The organism is Bradyrhizobium sp. SEMIA (assembly GCF_014844175.1).
GTDB lineage: Bacteria > Pseudomonadota > Alphaproteobacteria > Rhizobiales > Xanthobacteraceae > Bradyrhizobium > Bradyrhizobium arachidis.
In genome coordinates this window covers 3,040,386-3,059,255 of sequence record NZ_CP046601.1, presented here as the reverse complement: position 1 = coordinate 3,059,255, position 18,870 = coordinate 3,040,386, and the positions used below count along the sequence as shown (strand labels likewise).

Below are 18,870 nucleotides of genomic sequence, written 5' to 3'. Positions count from 1 at the left end.
GCTGGCTGCGTTGACGTTCCTCAACCAGCAGCGGTCGTTATCAGCCGGCGCTGGCGCCGGCCTGACCCAGATGTGGGAAGCGTGCCCCCGGATCGAAAGAGGCGAGTTCACAATTTCGTGCGCTGATCCGCCGGCTTGGCGGGATGCGGTCGAATCCCTTAAGTAGCGGCATGACAGCCAGCCAGACCGCCGAGATCACCGGCCTCTACCGCTACCCGATCAAGGGCCTGACGCCGGAGTCCCTGCCCCGCGTCCCCTTGCGGATCGGCCAGACCCTGCCCGCCGACCGCCGCTACGCCATCGAGAACGGCCCGAGCGGGTTCGACCCCGAAGCCCCCGAGTGGAAGCCGAAGATCCAGTTTCTGATGCTGGCGCGCCATGAGCGGCTGGCGTCGCTCGACAGCCGTTACGAGGACGCGACCCACCGCCTGACCATCCGCAAGGACGGCCAGATCGTCGCCAGCGGCGATCTCGAGACCGCCGCCGGGCGCGCCGCCATCGAGAGCTACTTCACCGAGAATTTCCAGCCGGAGCTGAAGGGCCCGCCAAAGGTTCTGTCCGGCCGCGACCACAGCTTTTCCGACGTCGCCCGCAAGGTCGTGTCGATCATCAATCTCGACAGCGTCCGCGCCATCGAGACCATGCTTGGCGGCACCGCCGTGCATCCGCTGCGCTTCCGCGCCAATCTCTACGTGAAGGGCTGGCCCGCCTGGTCGGAGCTCGACCTTGTCGGCCAGACGCTCGCGATCGGGCAAGCCCGGCTGAAAGTGGTCAAACGCATCGTCCGCTGCCCGGCCACCAATGTCGATCCCGTCACCGCCGCGCGCGACCTCGAAATCCCACCGACGCTCTCGCGCCATCTCGGCCACATGGACTGCGGCATCTATGCCGAGGTGATCGAAGGTGGCGAGATCGGCGTCGGAGATGCGGTCGCGGTGGAAGAGCCGAAGCTGGTGTGAGCTTCCTGTAAGGGCTTACGGGCGCGGCCACCTCGTTTTGCGCATTTCAGCTGTCCCAATCGTCTCACGTTCAGGGTCCACTGAAACGTTGGCCGATCGTGCGCGCGCTTCCCACGTTGCGACATATCTTTGGGAAATTTGCTGTGCTGGCCGAAGCAAGGTCGCGCCGGCGCCGGATACTCCTGCTCGCCCTTGCCCTGCTGGCGCTCCGCGAGCCGGCATCATTGGCGCAGAATGCCGGCCAGCCCGGAACGGACGACGACATGCCGAGCCCGCCGGCGATCGGCATGCCTCACGCCGATCAACCTAGCCGTCCGCCGCTGGACGAGCCGCCGCCGCTCAACCTTGGCGGCCCGGACAATCCGGCCAGATCCGGTATGCTCGGCACGCGCTGGACTGCCTACGCGCGTGCCGTTCAGGCCGCGCTGGAGACGGCGACGAGGGAAAATGCGAGGACCCGCGACAAGCCCTTCGACGTCCAGTGTGAGATGTGGATCGATTCAAAGGGGCATGTCACCCGGGTCCAGCTTGCCAGGCCGTCCGGCGATGCCGACATCGACGCCGCATTTCGCAACGAGATCTTGCCCAGACTGACGCTGCCGGCACCGGCGAGCGACATGCCGATGCCGGTCAAAGGGCACATTACCGCGCGCGTTCCGCGCTAGGGCATGATCCGGCAAAGCGCGCCGCTGCCGTAGGGTGGGCAAAGGCGCGCCGTGCCCACCATCCTCTATGCGGACAGAGGTGGTGGGCACGCTACGCTTTGCCCACCCTACTGCTCTGTCGCTGCTTTCAGTTCGGCATCACATACGCATAGATCCGCCCGCGCGAGACCGGGGCCTCGCGGACGCGATTGCCGTTGTTGCCGGAGATCATGATCGGATTGCCCTGCGCGTCGATGCCGGTGATGATGCCGACATGGCCGCCGCGGCGGCCGCGCGACATGACCGCGATGGCGCCGACCTGCGGACCGGAGACACGGGTGCCGTACCGCGCGAACGAGCTCGCCATGTCGGAGCCGGTGCCGCGATGGCCTGTATGCTCCAGCACCATGTTCATGAAGCGCGCGCACCACAGGCTGCCTCGTCCCGTGGGATTGCCGCCGAGATAGCGGCGCGCCTCGGACACGACACCCGATCCGCCGCCAAAGCTGCCACCGCTCACAGCGTTGCTGGTCATGCCGCCGCCGTTGGCGCTCGGATCATAGCTGGCCTGGCTGTCGGCAAAGCCGCTCGCCTGCAATTGCGCCGCGCGGCGCTCGAAACGCGAGCTGCGGGCATGGTGCCGGTAATGATGATGTCTGGCATGGTGCACGTAAGCGTGCCGCTCCGCGCTATGACGATGGTGTGGCCGCGCTGAGGCCGGAGAAACGAACGCGGCAACCGCCGCGAAGAAGAACGCCAGCACGTATCCTGCGCCCCAACGTTGTTCTTTGAAAGCGCGACTTGGATGCATCGCGCCCGCGCTGAGGCCGGAGAAACGAACGCGGCAACCGCCGCGAAGAAGAACGCCAGCGCGACAATACAACGCGACAGGCGGTACGCAAACAACTCAACCATTCTTCATCCTTAGTTACACCCCCACTTCCCGTCGGCCCGTGCGGTGGCCGACATCCGCCGGGCCGTAAAGCTTCCGGATGTGGCGAGAAAAAGACTGCCGTGTCGGCGAATGGCTGCGATGATTTTGCATTGGAGCTGGTCTGGTGCTGCCGCATTGCGGACAACACCATTAACTGCGATCCTCTGTTTGCGGCTTGAACAGAGGGAAACAGTTAATGCCCCACGCCACGACCAGGGATGACGTCCGCATCTATTTCGAAGAGGCGGGTCAGGGAACGCCGATTATTTTTCTGCACGAATTCGCGGCCGACTACACCAATTGGGAGCCGCAGATGCGTTACTTCTCGCGCGGCCACCGCTGCATCACCTATTCCGCGCGCGGCTACACGCCATCCGACGTGCCCGATGGCGAGGTCTACACCTACACGCACTTCTACACCGACGCGCTCGCGGTGCTCGATCATCTCGGGATCGAGCGCGCGCATCTCGTCGGGCTCTCGATGGGCGCCTATTCGTCGCTCCAGATCGGATTGAACGCGCCGCATCGCGCGCTGTCGATGACGCTGGCCGGCGTCGGCTCCGGCTCGGAGCTCGAAAATCTCGATGCCTGGCGCAAGCAGTGCCGCGCCAATGCCGAACAGTTCGAGACGCTGGGCTCCGCGGAAGTCGCAAAGGTCACGCGCGAGGCACCGAGCCGTATACCCTTCCTGGTCAAGGACCCGCGCGGTCACGCCGATTTCTACGCCGCACTGGCGCGCCACGATGCCAAGGGCTCGGCGCACACGATGCGCGGTTTCCAGGGCGGCCGTCCCTCGATCTACACGCTGACGGATGCGATCAGGGCCGTGACAACGCCCGCGCTGATCATCTGCGGCGACGAGGACGATCCGTGCGTCGGGGCGAGCCTGTTTCTGAAGAAGCATCTGCCGGCCGCGGGCCTCGCGATGTTTCCGAAATCCGGCCACGTGCTCAATCTCGAAGAGCCCGCGTTGTTCAACGAGAGCGTGGAGCGGTTCGTGACGCTGGTGGAAGCAGGGCGATGGCCAGTGCGCGATCCGAGGTCGCTGGCGGCGCATTAGCCACTTGCTGTCATTCCGGGATGCGCCGGAGGCGCAGGCCCGGAATCCATCGCGCGACAGCCTATGCGGCCCAATGGATTCCGGGCTCGCGCTTCGCGCGCCCCGGGATGACGGAGAACCTACTTCCGCCCGCCGCGGCTCAGCAGAAACACGCCCTGCTCGCCGAACATGTTCCAAACCCACCACGGCAATCGCAACCGCAGAGGACGACCGTAGAGGTCAAGCGCCTCGGCGCGCTCCATCTTGACGCCGATCGCATCGCAGAGCTCGACGAAATCCTTGATGGTGCAGAAATGGATGTTGGCGGTGTCGTACCAGCTTGCCGGCAAATTCTCGGTGCGCGGCATGTGGCCGCCGATCAGGAGCTGGAGCCGCATCTTCCAGAAGCCGAAATTGGGGAACGACACGATGGCGCGACGGCCGATGCGCAGCAGGTTTTCGAGCACCACGCGCGGCTGCCGTGTCGCCTGCAGCGTCTGCGACAGGATCACGTAGTCGAAGGCATCGTCGGGATAGTTGACAAGGTCGGTGTCGGCATCGCCCTGCACCACCGCGAGGCCCTTGGCAACGCAGCGGTTGACGCCCTCGCGCGACAATTCGATGCCGCGGCCATCGACGCCGCGCATCTCCAGAAGCTGAAGCAGATCGCCGTCACCGCAGCCGACGTCGAGCACTTTCGAGCCGGGCTTGACCATCTCGGCGACCAGCAGATGGTCCGCACGGAAATGCGCGGATTGCTCCGCAGTGAACCCATTCAACGGCAGCACTTCCTGTACAGACATCGCTAGCTGTCCTTGCCCGTGAGCCCGCGGGCCTTGCCTGCCGATTGCAGGAAGGCGCGGGAGATGTCGAAGAATTCGGGAACGTCGAGCAGGAAGGCGTCGTGGCCGCGGTCGGTCTCGATCTCGGCGAACGACACCCGCGCGCTCGACGCGTTCAGCGCATGCACCAGCGCGCGCGATTCCGAGGTCGGGAACAGCCAGTCGCTGGTGAAGGAGACCACGCAGAAGCGGGTCTGGATTCCCGCGAACGCCTTCGCCAGCACGCCGCCGTGATCGGCGGCGATGTCGAAATAGTCCATCGCGCGGGTGAGATAGAGATAGGAGTTGGCGTCGAAGCGCTCGACGAACGAGGAGCCCTGGTAGCGCAGATAGGACTCGACCTGGAAGTCGGCGTCGAACGAGAAGGTCGGCAGCTCGCGGTCCTGCATGCGCCGGCCGAATTTCCGGTGCAGAGCCGCGTCTGACAGATAAGTGATGTGCGCGGCCATGCGCGCGACCGCGAGGCCGCGATGCGGATGAAGACTGCGATCGGCATAGCCGCCATTGTGCCAGTCGGGATCCGCCATCACGGCCTGGCGGCCAAGCTCGTGGAAGGCGATGTTCTGCGCCGAGTGCCGCGTCGAGCAGGCGATCGCGAGCGCGGAGAACACGCGGTCAGGATAGGCCGCGGTCCATTGCAGCACCTGCATGCCGCCCATCGAGCCGCCGACCACCGCGAAGAGCGTGTCGATGCCGAGCCGGTCGATCAGCATCGCCTGCGCGCGCACCATGTCCGGAATGGTGATGACCGGAAAATCGAGCCCCCACACCTTGCCGGTGGCGGGATTGATCGAGGCCGGCCCCGTGGAGCCCATGCAGCCGCCAATCACGTTGGAGCAGATGATGAAGTAACGGCTGGGATCGATGGGGCGGCCCGGCCGACCAGCGTGTCCCACCAGCCGGGCTTGCCGGTGACGGGGTGCAGATTGGCGACGTGCTGGTCGCCGGTCAGCGCATGGCAGATCAGAACGGCGTTGGAGCGATCGGCATTGAGCTCGCCATAGGTCTGGTAGGCGATCTGAAACGGAGCCAGATCGACGCCGCAATCGAGCCGCAGCGGCTGATCTGCGCCGAAACGCGCGACCTGCGAACTCGGGTGATCGACCTCGTGCGAGCGCTCATCGGCGCTGATCGCAGGACTCGGAATCGACTTGACGCTACCCATCTGATCATCGACCTCGTTTGCGATCGGACTTCAGACCGCTACTTGCATCAGGCCATGAAAAACCCGGCCTGAACGATAGGTTCGGCCGGGATCGGAAGCGTCCCCGGCCTGTTTAGCGAGTTTTTTAACGTGGCTGCAAGCCGGCCGGCTCAAATGACCACGGAACAGGCAAAATCTACTGTCTTGGGCGGTTTTCGTCAAGTCGCGGCCCGGATTAACCAAAATCGTCCTTGAAACGCCGGCCGAAAAGGTCGTCATTTCTCTTTGCTTTCGCCGCCCTGACTGCCTAATCAGGACATCGACCGCAACGGAATCCGGCTAGCCCATTGGCCTGCCCGATCCGCATTGGAACGCCTCTCAACGGCACTTCGCAGAACAGCATCCGGCAGATATGTCCCAACGTCCGCCCGCGCCACCATCGCTCCAGGAATTGCGCAAGGAGATCGACGCGATCGACGCGGACATGCATCGCCTGCTGATGCAACGCGGCGACATCATCGACCGCCTGATCCAGGTGAAGCAGACCCAGGAGGTCGGCTCCGCGTTCCGGCCTGCGCGCGAAGCCGCGATGATGCGCGACCTCGTGCAGCGCCATCGCGGCATCCTGCCGCTCGACACGGTCGAGAGCATCTGGCGCGTGATCATCTCGACGTTCACCTACGTGCAGGCGCCGTTCTCGGTGCATGCCGACATCTCCGTAAGCGAGCCGGCGATGCGCGATTCCGCGCGATTCCATTTCGGCTTCACCGTGCCTTACGTCGCGCATTTCAGCGCACAGGCTGCGGTCGAGGCGGTGGCGAAATCCAAGGGCGACCTGGCACTGGTCTCGGCGACGTCGAGCCGCACGCCGTGGTGGCTGGAGCTGGAAGCGGAAGGCGCGCCGAAGATCATCGCGCGGCTGCCTTTCGTCGAGCGCGCCGATCATCCGGCGGCACTGCCGGTGTTCGCGGTCTCGCGCGTCGCCGACAGCGCGCTGGTGACGGAGGTCGAGACCTTCAGCGTGCGTGTCTCGGGGTGGAACGCCGAGGTCGCGCGGACCCTGTCGCCGCTCGCCGAGATCGTGGCGGTGCCCGATACCGCCTTTGACGGAGCCGCGCTGCTGGTGTCGGTCACGAGCGCAACCAGCATCGACAAGATCAAGGCTGCCCTGATCGAAGCAGGGGCCTCGGTGCGCTCCACGGCCCTCGTCGGCAGCCACGCAACGCGCTATACGGTGACCCCGACCGGGTCGAAATCGTAAGTCTCGCGCCCAGCCACTTTCGGAGTTGAAGATGTCCCGCCCCGTGCCGAATCCCGGCATTCTCGATATTGCGCCCTACACGCCCGGCAAGAGCCCGGTGCCGGAGCCGGGCCGCAAGGTGTTCAAGCTCTCGGCCAACGAGACGCCGTTCGGACCATCACCGAAGGCGATCGAGGCCTTCAAGCGCGTGGCGGATCATCTGGAGGATTATCCGGAAGGCACCTCGCGGGTGCTGCGCGAAGCGATCGGCCGCTCGTTCGGGCTCGATCCGAACCGCATCATCTGCGGCGCCGGTTCGGACGAGATCCTCAACCTGCTTGCCCACACCTATCTCAGCCAGGGCGACGAGGCGATCTCGACCACCCACGGCTTCCTGGTCTACCCGATCGCGACCATGGCGGTTGGCGCCAAGAACGTCATCGCACAGGAGACCAACCTCACCTGCAACGTCGACGCCATCCTCAAGGCGGTGACGCCGAAGACGAAGCTGGTCTGGCTCGCCAATCCCAACAATCCGACCGGCACCTATGTGCCGTTCGACGAGGTCAAGCGCCTGCGCGCCGGCCTGCCGTCGCACGTGCTGCTGGTGCTGGATGCCGCCTATTCCGACTACGTTTCACGCAACGATTACGAGATGGGGATCGAGCTGGTCGCCACCACCGAGAACACGGTGGTGACGCACACCTTCTCCAAGATCCACGGCCTCGCCGCGCTGCGCATCGGCTGGATGTTCGGCCCCGAGCACATCATCGACGCCGTCAACCGCATCCGCGGGCCCTTCAACGTGTCGACGCCGGCGATGTACGCCGCGGTCGCGGCCATTGAAGACACCGCACACCAGGCGATGTCGAAACAGTTCACCGAGACCTGGCGCAACTGGCTCACCGATGAGATCGGCAAGCTCGGACTGAAGGTGACGCCGAGCGTCGCCAATTTCGTGCTGATCCACTTCCCGACCGACGGCAAGACCGCGGATGCCGCCGACGCCTACCTCACCAAGCGCGGCCTCGTGCTGCGCGCGCTGAAGAATTACGGCCTGCCGCATTCGCTGCGCATGACCATCGGCACCGAGGAGGCCAACCGCCTCGTGGTCGACGGCTTGCGCGATTTCATGGCCGGCAAATGAGCGCGAACCCGCATTTCCAGCGCGTCGCGTTGATCGGCTTCGGCCTGATCGGCGGCTCGATCGCGCGCGCTGCGAAGCTCCAGGGCCTGGCGGGCGAGATCGTCACCACCGCGCGTTCGGAGAAGACGCGCGCGCGGGTGATGGAGCTCGGCATCGTCGACCACGTCGTGGCGACCAATGCGGAAGCGGTGAAGGACGCCGATCTCGTCATTCTCTGCATTCCCGTCGGCGCCTGCGGCGAGGTGGCGAAGGAGATCGCCGAGCACCTGAAGCCCGGCGCTGTGATCTCCGACGTCGGCTCGGTGAAGGGCGCGGTGGTCAGGGACATGGCGCCGCATCTGCCGAAGACCGTCCATTTCGTACCGGCGCATCCGGTCGCGGGCACCGAGCATTCGGGCCCGGATTCCGGCTTCGCCGAGCTGTTCATCAACCGCTGGTGCATTTTGACGCCGCCTGATGGCGTCGATGCGGCGGCGACCGATCGGCTGCGCGCGTTCTGGGCGGCGATGGGCGCCAAGGTCGAGGTGATGACGCCGGACCATCATGATCTCGTGCTCGCCATCACCAGCCACCTGCCGCATCTGATCGCCTACACCATCGTCGGCACCGCCGACGAGCTGGCGCAGGTGACGGAGTCAGAGGTGATCAAGTTCTCGGCCGGCGGTTTCCGCGACTTCACCCGCATCGCGGCGTCCGATCCGACGATGTGGCGCGACGTGTTCCTCGCCAACAAGGAAGCCGTGCTGGAGATGCTCGGCACCTTCACCGAGGATCTCGCCAAGCTCACGCGTGCGATCCGCCGCGGCGACGGCGAGGCGCTGTTCGACCATTTCACCCGCACCCGCGCCATCCGCCGCGGCATCGTCGAGATCGGCCAGGATTCGGCCGCAGCCGACTTCGGCCGGCCGCATGCGGCGCTGAAGAAGCCGTAAGCTCCGCCTGTCATTCCGGGGCACCCGAAGGGCGGGCCCGGAATCCATCGGGCCAAAACGCGTGCGGTGAAATGGATTCCGGGCTCGATGCTACGCATCGCCCCGGAATGACGACAAATCAATCAATACAGCGGCGGGATCTGGCCGACCTTGATCGGGCCGAGCAGCACGGCGCCGTCGACGAATTTCAGCGGGAAGCTGCGCGCCTTCTTGCCCTCCAGCGTGCTCTCGGTGCCGATCGAATTGATGCCGGCGGCAACGCCCGCGTTGGCGTTCTGCTTGATGACCTTACCGAGACCGGGCACGGCGCGGTCGAGCGCGCCAAAGAGATTGTTGAGGTCCTGCGATTTCACGCCGGGCGCGACGCGGTCGAGGGTCGCCTGCGGCACGCCCTCCTCCAGCATCTTCTCGATGCCGAGCGCGGGGATGACGCGCTCGAGGCCCGTCATCGTCATCTGCAATTCGCCGTCGAGCCGGCCATTGGCGGAGAGGCCGAGCGTGCCGGCCGCAACCGCGATCATCTCGCCCTGCTGGATGCGCGACTGCACGATCTCGATATGGCCGCCTGCGGCCTGGATCTCGCGGAAGCGCTGCGGCCAGGGCTTTGGCGTGAGGTCGGAAAGGCCCGTGATCTTCGCGCGCGTGTCGGCTTCGAACGGCTCGGCGAGCAAGGGGTGAACGCCCTGGATGCTGCCTTGCGCGACGTGGAGCACGGTCTCGATGACAGGGCGATCGGAGGTCGATCCGTCCGCCAGGCGCCCGTGCAGCTCGACCTGCTTGGCACGCGCGAGCGGCACCTGCACCGAATTGTCGAGCCTGTTGAGACTGGGATCGTCGAACACGAGGGAGGCACGGTCGGGCACGGCGGGCAGGCCGACCACGCTGCTGCGGCCCTTGCTCCAGTTCACCACGAAGGTGTTTTGCGTGATGCCATCGGTCAGCGTCGCCGGCGCGGAGAATTCGGCGATGACGTGCCTGGGATCGTAGACCTGGGCGACCACCAGGATGTTGTCGAGCCTCGCCGTGAACGGCGTCTTGCTGGCGTTCTGCGACACCAGGGCGACGCTGGCGCCGGAGCACTGCACCTCGAAGCGGAACGGGAAGCCGGCGATCGAGCGCTTGGCGCAATCATAGATACGGCCGGCCTTGGCCTCCTGCGCGCGCCAGGCATCGGCGGCCACCTCGGCCTGCGAGGCCGCAAAGAACCAGAAGCCGCTCCACGCGAGGGCGAGGATCAGGAGGAGAACGGGTGCGATGAAAAGGCGCCAACGGGAGCGCCGGCCTGCGGCAACGGTCATATCGGACATGCGGCGACCCCTTTGGCCCCAGATTTTGTCAAATGTAAGCGAGGTCCGGTCCCGCCGAAAGGCTGAGAATCCGCTTCGCTTGGGGGCCCGGTTCTGGTAGCCGTGCCCGAAATGTCGGAAATCACCCTCCCCTCCATCACCACAGCCAAAGGCGACCTCTGGGTGTTCGGCTATGGCTCGCTGATGTGGCGGCCGGGCTTCGAATTCGAGGAGCGCGTCCCTGCGCGGCTGGTCGGCGAGCACCGCGCGCTTTGCGTCTATTCCTTCGTGCATCGCGGCACGCCGGAGAAGCCGGGCCTGGTGCTCGGGCTCGACCGCGGCGGCGCCTGCCGCGGCATCGCCTTCCGCGTCGCCGAGACAAACCGCACCGACGTGGTCGCCTATTTGCGGGCGCGCGAGCAGGTCACCTCGGTCTATCGCGAGGTGATGCGCTCGGTGTGGCTGGAGAACGATGCGCGCCAGCGCGTCTCCGCGCTCGCCTATGTCGTCGACCGCGGCCATGTCCAATATGCCGGCCGGCTGTCGCTCGCCGAGCAGCACCGCCACGTGATCCAGGGCCACGGCCAGTCCGGCGCCAACCGCGACTACGTCACGGCGACGGTGAAGGCGATCGAGGCCGAGGGTTTTCGCGACACGCAATTGCATCAGCTCGCGACCATGCTGCATGGGGAAGCACATTCGCTGCACACGTCCGACGAAGACAGCGAAAACCGCTAGCTCGCAGACGGCGCATAGCTCGGCGCGGAGCCGATCAGTTGCTCCTGCTCTTTCCGCCCCGCTTCGACGAGGCGGCCGGTCGCGTCTTCGATCGCACTTTGCACGCGGGACAGAAACTCGTCCTTCGGCAGGCCAGGCGGCAGCGGATCGAGGAACTCCACCACCAGCGTGCCGGGATAGCGCATGAAGGTGCGGCGCGGCCAGAACAGGCCGGAATTGAGCGCGATCGGCAGACACGGCACACCACAGGACGAATAGATCTGCGCAAAGCCGGTCTTGTAATCGGGCGGCGCGCCCGGCGCGCGGCGCGTGCCTTCCGGAAAGATCACGAGCTGCTTTCCGCTGCGCACCGCCTCGCGCGCGCGCCGCGTCATGTCCAGCAGCGCCTTCACGCCGGCATTGCGATCGATCGCGATCATGCCGGTCTTGACCAGGAACTGGCCGAACACCGGGATCTGCATCAGCTGGCGCTTGAGGATGAAGATCGGGCGGTTGAAGAAGCCCGGCAACACGAACGTCTCCCAGAACGACTGGTGTTTTGCCACGATCAGCAGCGGCCCGGCCGGGATCTTCTCCGTGCCCCGGAATTCCACCTTGATGTTGCAGACCACGCGCATCAGGACCAGCGTCGCCTTCGCCCACCATTCTGCGACCGTCAGCATGGCGCGCGGCGGCAATGCGAAGGTCGGCAGCGCCACGATCGCGAGACACACCAGCACGGTGTAGAACAGCACGTTGAACACGAGCGAGCGCAGGAAAATCAGGAACATCGAGGGTCCGATCAATTGGCCTGTGCGGTGGCGGGCCGCTTCGGTTGCTGGCCCTGAGGCTGCTCCGACATCTCGGGCGAAAGGTCAATCCCGAAATCCTCCAGGCGGATCCTGATCTCGGCCGCGATATACTTGACATATTCGGACAGGAGCAGCCGCAAGGTGGACGCCGAGGTCCACCACGGCTCCTCGCGCCATTTCTCGCCGACGACCGCGAACGGGATCAGCGTCGTCTCCGGCATCGCGTGGGAGAACTCCACCAGCGCGCGCGGCATGTGATAGTTCGAGGTGACCACGATCAGCGACTTGAAGCCGCGCCCCTCGGCCCAGCGCCGCGCCTCCGCCGCGTTGCCGCGGGTCGAGACCGCGGTGCGGTCGAGATCGACGCAGCAATGCATGAAGGACTGGTTCTCCGGCAGAGTCCGGGAGATGTCACTCGCGGTCGAGGTCGGATGCACGCCGGAGATCAGCAGCCGCTGGCCGTAGCCGGCAGCCAGCAGCTCCATCGCGTCCGACACCCGCGAGGAGCCGCCGGTCAGGACCACGATGCCGTCGGCCTTGCGGCTAGGGGCGATCTCGGCGCCCCGCAGTTGCGACAGGAATGCGACAAAGCCCGCCGCCGCGCCGACGAAGGCGAACGCGATCGTCGAGACCAATGCCGCGCGCAGCCAGCCGCGCGGCAGTTTCGGCGATCGATCGTCGGCCTTTGAGGTCATGTGATATCGGTGATCCCTTCCCAAGATGATTTTAAGACGTTTTGAGGCGAAGTGGAGTCTCGTTTCTCACCCCTCTCCCCTTGTGGGAGAGGGAAGAAGAACGCACTCAATCAATGTCATTCAATGTCGCAAAAAGGGTCTGGCGCGAGGCAACCGCCGTGATGGCGCCGATCAGCACCGCCTGCACCGCGAGCACCACATAGCCTGACGGCCGCAGCGAGAAGGTGCCGAGCAACGCCGCGAACTGATCGCCGACGGGCGTGCCGGAGAACCAGCCGGCGATCGACTCGGAGAAGCCGAACAGCAGCATGGCGACGCCGCCACCGATCACGCCGCCCTCCAGCCCCAGGCGGAGGAAATGGCGCAGGAAGTGGTTGGCGATGTAGCGGTCGCCGGCGCCGACGAAATGCAGGACCTCGACGATCGGACGGTTCGCCGCCATGGCGCCGCGGGTCGCGAACGACACCGAGATGATGGTCGCGACGATGACGAGCGCGAGGATGCCGATGCCGGCGAGCACGGTGGCATTGGTCATCGAGCGCATGCGCTCGATCCAGGCGCGGTGATCGTCGACGCTGGCGCTCGGTGCCACCTGCGTCACGCGCGCGCGCAAGGCAGCGAGATCAAGCTGCGTGCCCGGCTGCACCCGCGCGATGATCATGCGCGGCACCGGGAGGTCGTCCATCGACAGGCCCGTGCCGAGCCAGGGCTCGAGCAGCTTGCCGCTCTCGTCCTTGCTGAACGGCTTGACCTCGACGATGCCGGCCTGCGCGCGCATCGCTTCGGTCACGGCCGCGGTGTCGCGATCGAGATCGCGCCCCGCTTGGGGACGGACCTGGATGGTGATCTCGCTTGCGACATCGGACTGCCATTCCGCGGCGGAGGCGCTGACCAGCAGCACTGTGCCCGTCGTCATCGACGCCAGGAACGTCATGATGGCGACGACGGCGACCAGCGCGCGGCCGTGGATCGACGCGCGCGGCACGATCGGCGACATGTTGCGCGCCTTGGCAGGAAGCTGCGGACGCTCCTGTCCAAGGTCGACCAGCACGCCGCGCTCGTCGGTCCTACTCATAGACGTGCAGCCGTCCCTGATGCAGCACCAGCCGCCGCGCCTCGTACTGGTCCATCAGGCCGATGTCGTGGGTGGCGATGATGACGGCGGTGCCTGACTTGTTGAGCTCGATGAACAGCCGCAGCAGGCGGCGGCCGAGCGTCGGATCGACGCTACCGGTCGGCTCGTCCGCGAGCAGGAGCTGCGGCCGCGAGATCACGGCGCGCGCGATCGCCGCACGCTGCTTCTCGCCGCCGGACAGGATCGGCGGCAATGCGTCCATGCGGTCGCCGAGCCCGACCCAGCGCAAGAGGTCAATCACCTCCTTGCGGTAGCTCGACTCGCTGCGGCCCATGACGCGGAACGGCAGCGCGACGTTCTCATACGTCGTCATGTGGTCGAGCAGGCGGAAATCCTGAAGCACGATGCCGATGCGCTTGCGCAGATCTGCGATCTCGTCCTTGCCGAGCTGCGAGATGTCGTTGCCGAACAGATTGACGAGGCCCCGCGTCGGCCGGTGCGACAGGAACAACAGGCGCAGCAGCGACGTCTTGCCGGCGCCGGACGGGCCGGTGAGGAATTGGAAAGAATGCGCCGGAATCTGGAAGCTGAGGTCGCGCAGAATCTCCGGCCCCAGTCCGTAACGCAATCCGACATTTTCGAACCGAACCAAGTTCAGCTCCGTTCGAGAGGGGGCCGCGCCGCGGCACCCCGCCACACGCGATCAAGGGGTTGTGCGACCGTTATGGTTTCCGGTTCGTTAACGGTCGCCTTGTAGCATTTGGAGTGCCCGGCTCTCCGCGCCCGGGACATCGTCAAGACCAGTCCGTGCATCAAGGCCCGTGTCCATGCATATCGTCTGCCCTCATTGTACGACATCCTACGCCATCAAGCTCGCGAGCCTTGGGACGAACGGACGCACGGTCCGCTGCTCCCGCTGCAAAGAGACCTGGGTCGCCTATGCCGATGATGCCATCGAGGAGGCATCCGTTCCGGCCATGGCCGCGGCCAGCGAGTCCGAGGACCAGTCCGACCTCGCCGAGCAGTGGAACTCCTACGCCAAGGACGACGGTGCCGTCGATACGCCGGTCGTCGACAGCCCCTCCATCGCCAGCGACTGGCCGGCCGACGAGGCCAAGGACATGGAGGACGAGTGGTCGGCGGCCGCCCGCGCCGCCGAAGAGGACGCCCTCGGTGCGCAGCACCAGTCCTGGTTCCGCGGCCTGTTCAGCCGCCGCGGCGCGCGGGTGAGCCGCCCGGTCCCCGCCGCGACGTCGCGTAAATCGCATTTCGGCCTGCCCACCGCCTGCGCCGCCATGGGCGCGCTGGTGCTGGCCCTGATCATCTGGCGCGGCGACATGGTACGGCTACTGCCGCAGACCGCCGCGTTCTACAAGCTCGTCGGGTTCGACGTAAACCTGCGCGGGCTCGCCTTCAAGGACGTCAAGCTCTCCAGCGAGACCGTGGACGGTAAGCAGGTGCTGGTGATCGAGGGCGTGATCGTCGGCCAGGGCAAGAAGCCGCTCGATATCCCGCGGCTGCGCTTTGCCGTGCGCGACGCGCAAGGCGCAGAGATCTACGCGTGGAACACCGTGCTGGAACAGACAGTGCTGCAACCCGGCGAGCGCGCCTTCTTCCGCTCGCGCCTGGCCTCGCCGCCGCCGGAGGGCCGCAACATCGACGTCCGCTTCTTCAACCGGCGCGACATCCCCGGCGGCAGCGTATAATTGATCTCGCGTATGCTCCACGGGAGGTTGGTCCCAAGGTTGGTCTCATGCCGAAAATCCTGATCGCCGACGACGAGGATTCGATGCGCCAGCTGGTGGCGCGCGCCATCGCCATGGACGGCCACGAGATCGTCACCGCGCAGGACGGCGCCGAGGCATTGGAGATCCTGACCCGCGAGGACGGCGCGTTCGACCTGCTGCTCACCGACATTCAGATGCCGGTGATGGACGGCATCGCGCTGGCGCTCTCCGCCGCGCGCGATTTCCCTGGCCTCACCATCCTGCTGATGACCGGCTTTGCCGACCAGCGCGAGCGCGCCTCGAACCTCAATGCGCTGGTGCATGACGTCGTGACAAAGCCGTTCTCGGTGGCCGACATCCGCACCGCCGTGGCGGACGCGCTAGCGGCGAAGAAGGGGTAGCGGGCCACGCCAGCCCCACACACCGGCGTCATGCCCCGGCGTGACCGGGGCATCCAGTACGCTGCGGCAGGTGTGGCGAGAGCGAGCTCTTGAACGATGGCCTCTGGAATACTGGATCGCCCACCTGCGCGGGCGATGACACCGTCCCTCAAAAATCCTTCAGCAGCCGCTCGATATAGTCGAGCTCGATCTGCGGGCGCGAGGGATCGCCGAGGCGGCGGCGGAGCTCTTCGAGGATGCGGCGGACGCGCTGCGCATCGATCTCGCCGGGGATCTTGACCGTGTAGTCGTCGCTGAGATCGCGGCCATGGAGCGGACGGCCGAGCGGATCGGTCTGGTTGCTGCCGTTCTGCTGACGGCCGGCGCGGTTGCCGGGGCCGTCGCCCTGGCCCTCGCCGTCGCCCTGCTGCATCGCTTCGGCCATCTTCTGCGCGCCCTTGCGCAAGGCCTCGAGGGCCTTGCCCTGGGAGTCCACGGCGCCGTCGGCATTGCCCTCGCCGAGCTTCGAGCCGGCGTCGCCCATGGCGCCGTCGGCAGCGTCCAGACCGCCATCGTCATCACCGTCCTGATCGCCATCCTGGCCGGGCTGCCCCTGGTCGCCCTGCTGACCCTGCTGGCCTTTCTGATTCTGACCCTTTTGCCCCTTCTGCATGAGGCCGCGCTTGGCGAGCTGGTCCTGAAGCTTCTTCAGGCGGTCGCGCAGCGCCTGCTGGTCCTGCTGCAGGTCGGACATCGACTGATCGCCCTGCTTGCCGCGCGAACGATCGCGCCGGGAGTCCTGACCCTGCTTGAAGGTCTTGTCGCGCAATTGCTGCTGCTTGCGGATCATGTCGCTGAGCTCGTTCAGCGCTTGCTCCATCTCGCTGTCGCCGGATTGCCCGGGCTGCGCCATCTGGAGGTTTTCCATGATCTGCGCCAGCTGCTCGAGCAGACGCTGGGCGGCTTCTTTATTGCCTTCGCGCGCGGCTTTCTCGATCTGCTTCAGGAGATCGTCGAGATCGCGCTGCGTTATGACGGAGCGATCGCGATTGGAGGACTGGCTGCGTTCGGTCGCGCGCTTGTATTCCTCGAGCCGCTGGATCGCATCGGACTGGTTGTTCAGGCTCTTGCCGGATTCCTTCTGCCGCAGGCTGTCGCCGGAATCCTGCATCGCCTTTTCCGCGCTGTCGAGCAGCGCGTCAGGATCCTGATCCAGCTGGGCAGCGGCAGGCACGACGCTTCCCAACAGGAAGGCGAAGCAGGCGATCGAGATCGCCTTCAAGACTGGCACGCGCGCTAGCTTCCGCATTTCCGGTCCCGCGTAAACTGGTTGGCCCCGTCCTCGCCCTTGTTGGCCCGGCTGTTCGCCGACTTCCGATAGGCCTGAAGCTGCTGACGCAAGGCGTCCTGCTGCTGCGCCAGCTCTTCGAGCTGCTCGGGCGTGGCTTGCTGGGTCTTCTGTCGCAGCTCGATCGCCTTGTCGAGGATGAGCTGAACCTCCGCAGGGAACGGCTGCCGGGCTCCGAGCGGATTCTGCTCGGCGCGCCGGGCGAGATCGCGCACCTTGCCGGCCATGGCCTCGCGCAGCTTCTGCGTCAGCACCCGGATCTCGTCCTCGCTGGCGCCGCGTTCCAGCGCGTGCTTGAGCGCGTCCTGCGCCGCGCGCAGCGCGGCGTTGACGCTGCCGGCGACGCCGTCGTCCTCGATGGTGGTCGCGAACGCCCACATGCTCGACACCACCTCGCGCAGCGCGTCATCGGTGCGGGCCGCCTCGAGCTGCGACGCCAGGCTGCGCAGGCCGAGATAGCAGCCGGCATCCGGCGTGAACAATTCGGGCGCGATCATCAGCGCGTCCAGCGCCGCGTAGACCTCGGAATTCTTGTTGGCGTCGAGCGCGAGGATGCGGCGCTGCTCGATCAGCGCGCGCGCGAGCGAGTTGGTGAACAGACGCTCGGGCAGGCGCATGTTGAAGGGGTCGCTCTTCGCCTCGTTGCCGGCCTCATCCTTCGCGGTCAGTGTCAGCGTCACGTCGGCGCCGGCATAGGGATCCTCGCTGAGGTCCTTCACCGTCTGGCCGACGCCGTTGCGGGTGCGCGCATTCGGCAGCACCAGCGGGAATTTCGGCGGCTGGAACAGCGGCCGCGCGGCCGCGCCATTCTTGCCGCCGTCCTTGGCATCGGCGGGACGCAGGCCGATTTGCGCTTCGGCGCCGGTGACGCCGTAATCATCCTCGATCTTGTAGGAGAGCTGGAGCCCGCCGCGGGCCTGACGCTCCGGATCCTTGGCGAGCGCGATGGTCGGCGGATGGTCCGGCGTCGCCGTGAAGGCCCATTGCGGTTGCCCCGAGGGCGCGCGAACATGCGCGTTGCCGTCGCCGGTGATGGCGAAATGCTTTTCGTTGGTGCCCTTGGGCGTGGCCTCGGTGGGAGCGACCTCCTTCAGGCCACCGGAGACGGTGACATCGAGGCTGCCGCCCGAGGAGCGCACGATCAGGGTCGAGCCGGCGGGAACGGCGAGCGGGCCCGAGGCCGGCAGCGCCGCAGCCTCCTTGTTGGCGGCAGACAGAATCACCGGCGGCTTGCCGGTGTAGAGCGGCGGGGTGACCCAGGCATCGACGCGGACATTCGTCGGCGCCAGCACACCGTTCCAGTCGAAGGCGGCACCAAGCCGCATCGCACGTTCGTCGCCGGCGGCGAAGAAGGTCGCAACCAGCAACACCATCACCAGCGCGCGCAGCGCCCAGGGATCGTGGACGGCGAGGCGCGGATGCGGCAGACCGGCGCGGATGCGCTTGAGCGAGGCCAGCGTGCGCTCGCGCTGCGCCTGCCACAACGCCTGCGCGACAGGATCCTGCGAGCTCAGCGTATCCGTCAGCGTGGTCGCCGGGCGGTGACGAATGCCGGAGCCGCGATCGAGCCGGGCGAGCGCCTCCTCGCGGCTCGGCCAGCGGAAACGAACCAGCGGCAACAGCGCGGCAATCGCGAGGCCGGCGAAAATGACGAGGCCGATGGCACGCGCGACGAACGGCAACGTCAGCCATAGCCCGGCCCAGGACAGGGCCAGGAACAGGCCGACGACGGTCAGAAGCCGCGCCAGATTTGGCCAGGCACGCTCCCACGCGATGGCATAAAGGGCCCGATCAAGGGCCTGCGCCAGCTTCAGCCGCGACAGAGCGTCACTGTTGCGGATCGGGTCTGACGGGTCGGGGGTGACGCCGTTCAATCAACTCTCCAGGTTGCCCGGTAGAGAAGCCTACCACAACGGCAGCACTGAGGCATCCGTTCCTGTACGGGAGAC

18 protein-coding genes, 1 pseudogene and 1 riboswitch are annotated in these 18,870 nt (G+C 66.2%); of the genes and pseudogenes, 9 read left to right on the top strand and 10 right to left on the bottom strand.

The genetic code is table 11. The features are described from left to right. The first annotated feature begins 170 nt into the window (after positions 1-170). Complete coding sequence (locus FOM02_RS15020; RefSeq protein WP_027562837.1) at positions 171-959, top strand: MOSC domain-containing protein; 789 nt, start codon at positions 171-173, stop codon at positions 957-959. A 143-nt stretch (positions 960-1,102) separates the two neighbouring features. Next, positions 1,103-1,624: a TonB C-terminal domain-containing protein gene (locus FOM02_RS15015; protein ID WP_051378330.1), complete on the top strand. Its 522-nt coding sequence runs from the start codon at positions 1,103-1,105 to the stop codon at positions 1,622-1,624. Between the two features lie 127 nt (positions 1,625-1,751). Here the strand turns inward: FOM02_RS15015 and FOM02_RS15010 are convergent, their stop codons facing one another. Then, complete coding sequence (locus tag FOM02_RS15010; RefSeq protein WP_265441854.1) at positions 1,752-2,414, bottom strand: TIGR02594 family protein; 663 nt, start codon at positions 2,412-2,414, stop codon at positions 1,752-1,754. 319 nt (positions 2,415-2,733) lie between these two features. On the opposite strand from FOM02_RS15010, the gene FOM02_RS15005 reads away from it, so the two are divergent. Then, complete coding sequence (locus FOM02_RS15005) at positions 2,734-3,597, top strand: alpha/beta fold hydrolase (protein WP_027562835.1); 864 nt, start codon at positions 2,734-2,736, stop codon at positions 3,595-3,597. A 119-nt stretch (positions 3,598-3,716) separates the two neighbouring features. Here the strand turns inward: FOM02_RS15005 and metW are convergent, their stop codons facing one another. Next, complete coding sequence (gene metW, locus FOM02_RS15000) at positions 3,717-4,379, bottom strand: methionine biosynthesis protein MetW (protein ID WP_027562834.1); 663 nt, start codon at positions 4,377-4,379, stop codon at positions 3,717-3,719. 2 nt (positions 4,380-4,381) lie between these two features. Continuing rightward, positions 4,382-5,583 (bottom strand): annotated as a pseudogene (gene metX / locus FOM02_RS14995) (homoserine O-acetyltransferase MetX). A 91-nt stretch (positions 5,584-5,674) separates the two neighbouring features. Beyond that, positions 5,675-5,754, bottom strand: a riboswitch (SAM riboswitch). A gap of 220 nt (positions 5,755-5,974) precedes the next feature. On the opposite strand from metX, the gene FOM02_RS14990 reads away from it, so the two are divergent. Genes FOM02_RS14990 through FOM02_RS14980 form a run of 3 tightly spaced genes read left to right on the top strand, consistent with a single transcriptional unit; the run spans position 5,975 to position 8,881 of the window. Next, a complete protein-coding gene (locus FOM02_RS14990) occupies positions 5,975-6,823 on the top strand; it encodes a chorismate mutase (protein ID WP_027562832.1) in 849 nt (282 codons plus the stop codon). Positions 6,824-6,854: 31 nt separating this feature from the next. Further along, the gene (gene hisC, locus FOM02_RS14985) at positions 6,855-7,949 is read left to right on the top strand and encodes a histidinol-phosphate transaminase (RefSeq protein WP_027562831.1); all 1,095 of its coding nucleotides are present in this window, start codon (positions 6,855-6,857) and stop codon (positions 7,947-7,949) included. Further along, positions 7,946-8,881 carry a prephenate/arogenate dehydrogenase family protein gene (locus tag FOM02_RS14980; RefSeq protein ID WP_027562830.1) on the top strand — a complete coding sequence of 312 codons (936 nt, stop codon included), beginning with the start codon at positions 7,946-7,948 and terminating at the stop codon, positions 8,879-8,881. The genes hisC and FOM02_RS14980 overlap by 4 nt, the downstream gene beginning before the upstream one ends. A 122-nt stretch (positions 8,882-9,003) precedes the next feature. Here the strand turns inward: FOM02_RS14980 and FOM02_RS14975 are convergent, their stop codons facing one another. Next, positions 9,004-10,188 (bottom strand): DUF2125 domain-containing protein, encoded by a 1,185-nt coding sequence (locus FOM02_RS14975; RefSeq protein ID WP_027562829.1) that lies wholly within the window; start codon positions 10,186-10,188, stop codon positions 9,004-9,006. A gap of 111 nt (positions 10,189-10,299) precedes the next feature. Here FOM02_RS14975 and FOM02_RS14970 point away from each other — a divergent pair, with 111 nt between their 5' ends. Then, the gene (locus FOM02_RS14970) at positions 10,300-10,905 is read left to right on the top strand and encodes a gamma-glutamylcyclotransferase (RefSeq protein ID WP_027562828.1); all 606 of its coding nucleotides are present in this window, start codon (positions 10,300-10,302) and stop codon (positions 10,903-10,905) included. Here the strand turns inward: FOM02_RS14970 and FOM02_RS14965 are convergent. From FOM02_RS14965 to ftsE, 4 genes are all read right to left on the bottom strand, one after another. Next, the gene (locus FOM02_RS14965; protein ID WP_027562827.1) at positions 10,902-11,675 is read right to left on the bottom strand and encodes a lysophospholipid acyltransferase family protein; all 774 of its coding nucleotides are present in this window, start codon (positions 11,673-11,675) and stop codon (positions 10,902-10,904) included. The two genes, FOM02_RS14970 and FOM02_RS14965, sit on opposite strands and share 4 nt — an antisense overlap. 11 nt (positions 11,676-11,686) lie before the next feature. Continuing rightward, positions 11,687-12,391, bottom strand: a complete 705-nt coding sequence (locus tag FOM02_RS14960; RefSeq protein ID WP_027562826.1) for a YdcF family protein — start codon at positions 12,389-12,391, stop codon at positions 11,687-11,689. 106 nt (positions 12,392-12,497) lie between these two features. After that, a complete protein-coding gene (locus tag FOM02_RS14955; RefSeq protein WP_027562825.1) occupies positions 12,498-13,466 on the bottom strand; it encodes a cell division protein FtsX in 969 nt (322 codons plus the stop codon). Then, positions 13,459-14,118, bottom strand: a complete 660-nt coding sequence (gene ftsE, locus FOM02_RS14950; RefSeq protein WP_027562824.1) for a cell division ATP-binding protein FtsE — start codon at positions 14,116-14,118, stop codon at positions 13,459-13,461. The genes FOM02_RS14955 and ftsE overlap by 8 nt, the downstream gene beginning before the upstream one ends. Before the next feature lie 175 nt (positions 14,119-14,293). Here ftsE and FOM02_RS14945 point away from each other — a divergent pair, with 175 nt between their 5' ends. Both FOM02_RS14945 and FOM02_RS14940 read left to right on the top strand, forming a co-directional pair. Further along, a complete protein-coding gene (locus tag FOM02_RS14945) occupies positions 14,294-15,172 on the top strand; it encodes an MJ0042-type zinc finger domain-containing protein (protein WP_027562823.1) in 879 nt (292 codons plus the stop codon). 47 nt (positions 15,173-15,219) lie between these two features. Then, positions 15,220-15,594 carry a response regulator gene (locus FOM02_RS14940; protein ID WP_027562822.1) on the top strand — a complete coding sequence of 125 codons (375 nt, stop codon included), beginning with the start codon at positions 15,220-15,222 and terminating at the stop codon, positions 15,592-15,594. A gap of 148 nt (positions 15,595-15,742) precedes the next feature. On the opposite strand, the gene FOM02_RS14935 is transcribed toward FOM02_RS14940, so the two are convergent. Continuing rightward, on the bottom strand, positions 15,743-16,882 hold the full coding sequence (locus FOM02_RS14935) for a DUF4175 family protein (RefSeq protein WP_027562821.1): 1,140 nt from the start codon (positions 16,880-16,882) through the stop codon (positions 15,743-15,745). Beyond that, positions 16,870-18,795 carry a TIGR02302 family protein gene (locus tag FOM02_RS14930; protein ID WP_027562820.1) on the bottom strand — a complete coding sequence of 642 codons (1,926 nt, stop codon included), beginning with the start codon at positions 18,793-18,795 and terminating at the stop codon, positions 16,870-16,872. Before FOM02_RS14930 ends, FOM02_RS14935 begins: the two co-directional genes overlap by 13 nt. Between the last annotated feature and the right edge of the window lie 75 nt (positions 18,796-18,870).

Coding starts and splice junctions, on each gene's coding strand:
- FOM02_RS14970 (WP_027562828.1), top strand. CDS start 10,300: ATGTCGGAAATCACCCTCCCCTCCATCACCACAGCCAAAGGCGACCTC.
- FOM02_RS14990 (WP_027562832.1), top strand. CDS start 5,975: ATGTCCCAACGTCCGCCCGCGCCACCATCGCTCCAGGAATTGCGCAAG.
- FOM02_RS14975 (WP_027562829.1), bottom strand. CDS start 10,188: ATGTCCGATATGACCGTTGCCGCAGGCCGGCGCTCCCGTTGGCGCCTT.
- FOM02_RS15010 (WP_265441854.1), bottom strand. CDS start 2,414: ATGCATCCAAGTCGCGCTTTCAAAGAACAACGTTGGGGCGCAGGATAC.
- FOM02_RS14935 (WP_027562821.1), bottom strand. CDS start 16,882: ATGCGGAAGCTAGCGCGCGTGCCAGTCTTGAAGGCGATCTCGATCGCC.
- FOM02_RS14940 (WP_027562822.1), top strand. CDS start 15,220: ATGCCGAAAATCCTGATCGCCGACGACGAGGATTCGATGCGCCAGCTG.
- FOM02_RS15005 (WP_027562835.1), top strand. CDS start 2,734: ATGCCCCACGCCACGACCAGGGATGACGTCCGCATCTATTTCGAAGAG.
- FOM02_RS14980 (WP_027562830.1), top strand. CDS start 7,946: ATGAGCGCGAACCCGCATTTCCAGCGCGTCGCGTTGATCGGCTTCGGC.
- FOM02_RS15020 (WP_027562837.1), top strand. CDS start 171: ATGACAGCCAGCCAGACCGCCGAGATCACCGGCCTCTACCGCTACCCG.
- FOM02_RS14945 (WP_027562823.1), top strand. CDS start 14,294: ATGCATATCGTCTGCCCTCATTGTACGACATCCTACGCCATCAAGCTC.
- FOM02_RS14955 (WP_027562825.1), bottom strand. CDS start 13,466: ATGAGTAGGACCGACGAGCGCGGCGTGCTGGTCGACCTTGGACAGGAG.
- FOM02_RS14960 (WP_027562826.1), bottom strand. CDS start 12,391: ATGACCTCAAAGGCCGACGATCGATCGCCGAAACTGCCGCGCGGCTGG.
- metW (WP_027562834.1), bottom strand. CDS start 4,379: ATGTCTGTACAGGAAGTGCTGCCGTTGAATGGGTTCACTGCGGAGCAA.
- FOM02_RS14965 (WP_027562827.1), bottom strand. CDS start 11,675: ATGTTCCTGATTTTCCTGCGCTCGCTCGTGTTCAACGTGCTGTTCTAC.
- hisC (WP_027562831.1), top strand. CDS start 6,855: ATGTCCCGCCCCGTGCCGAATCCCGGCATTCTCGATATTGCGCCCTAC.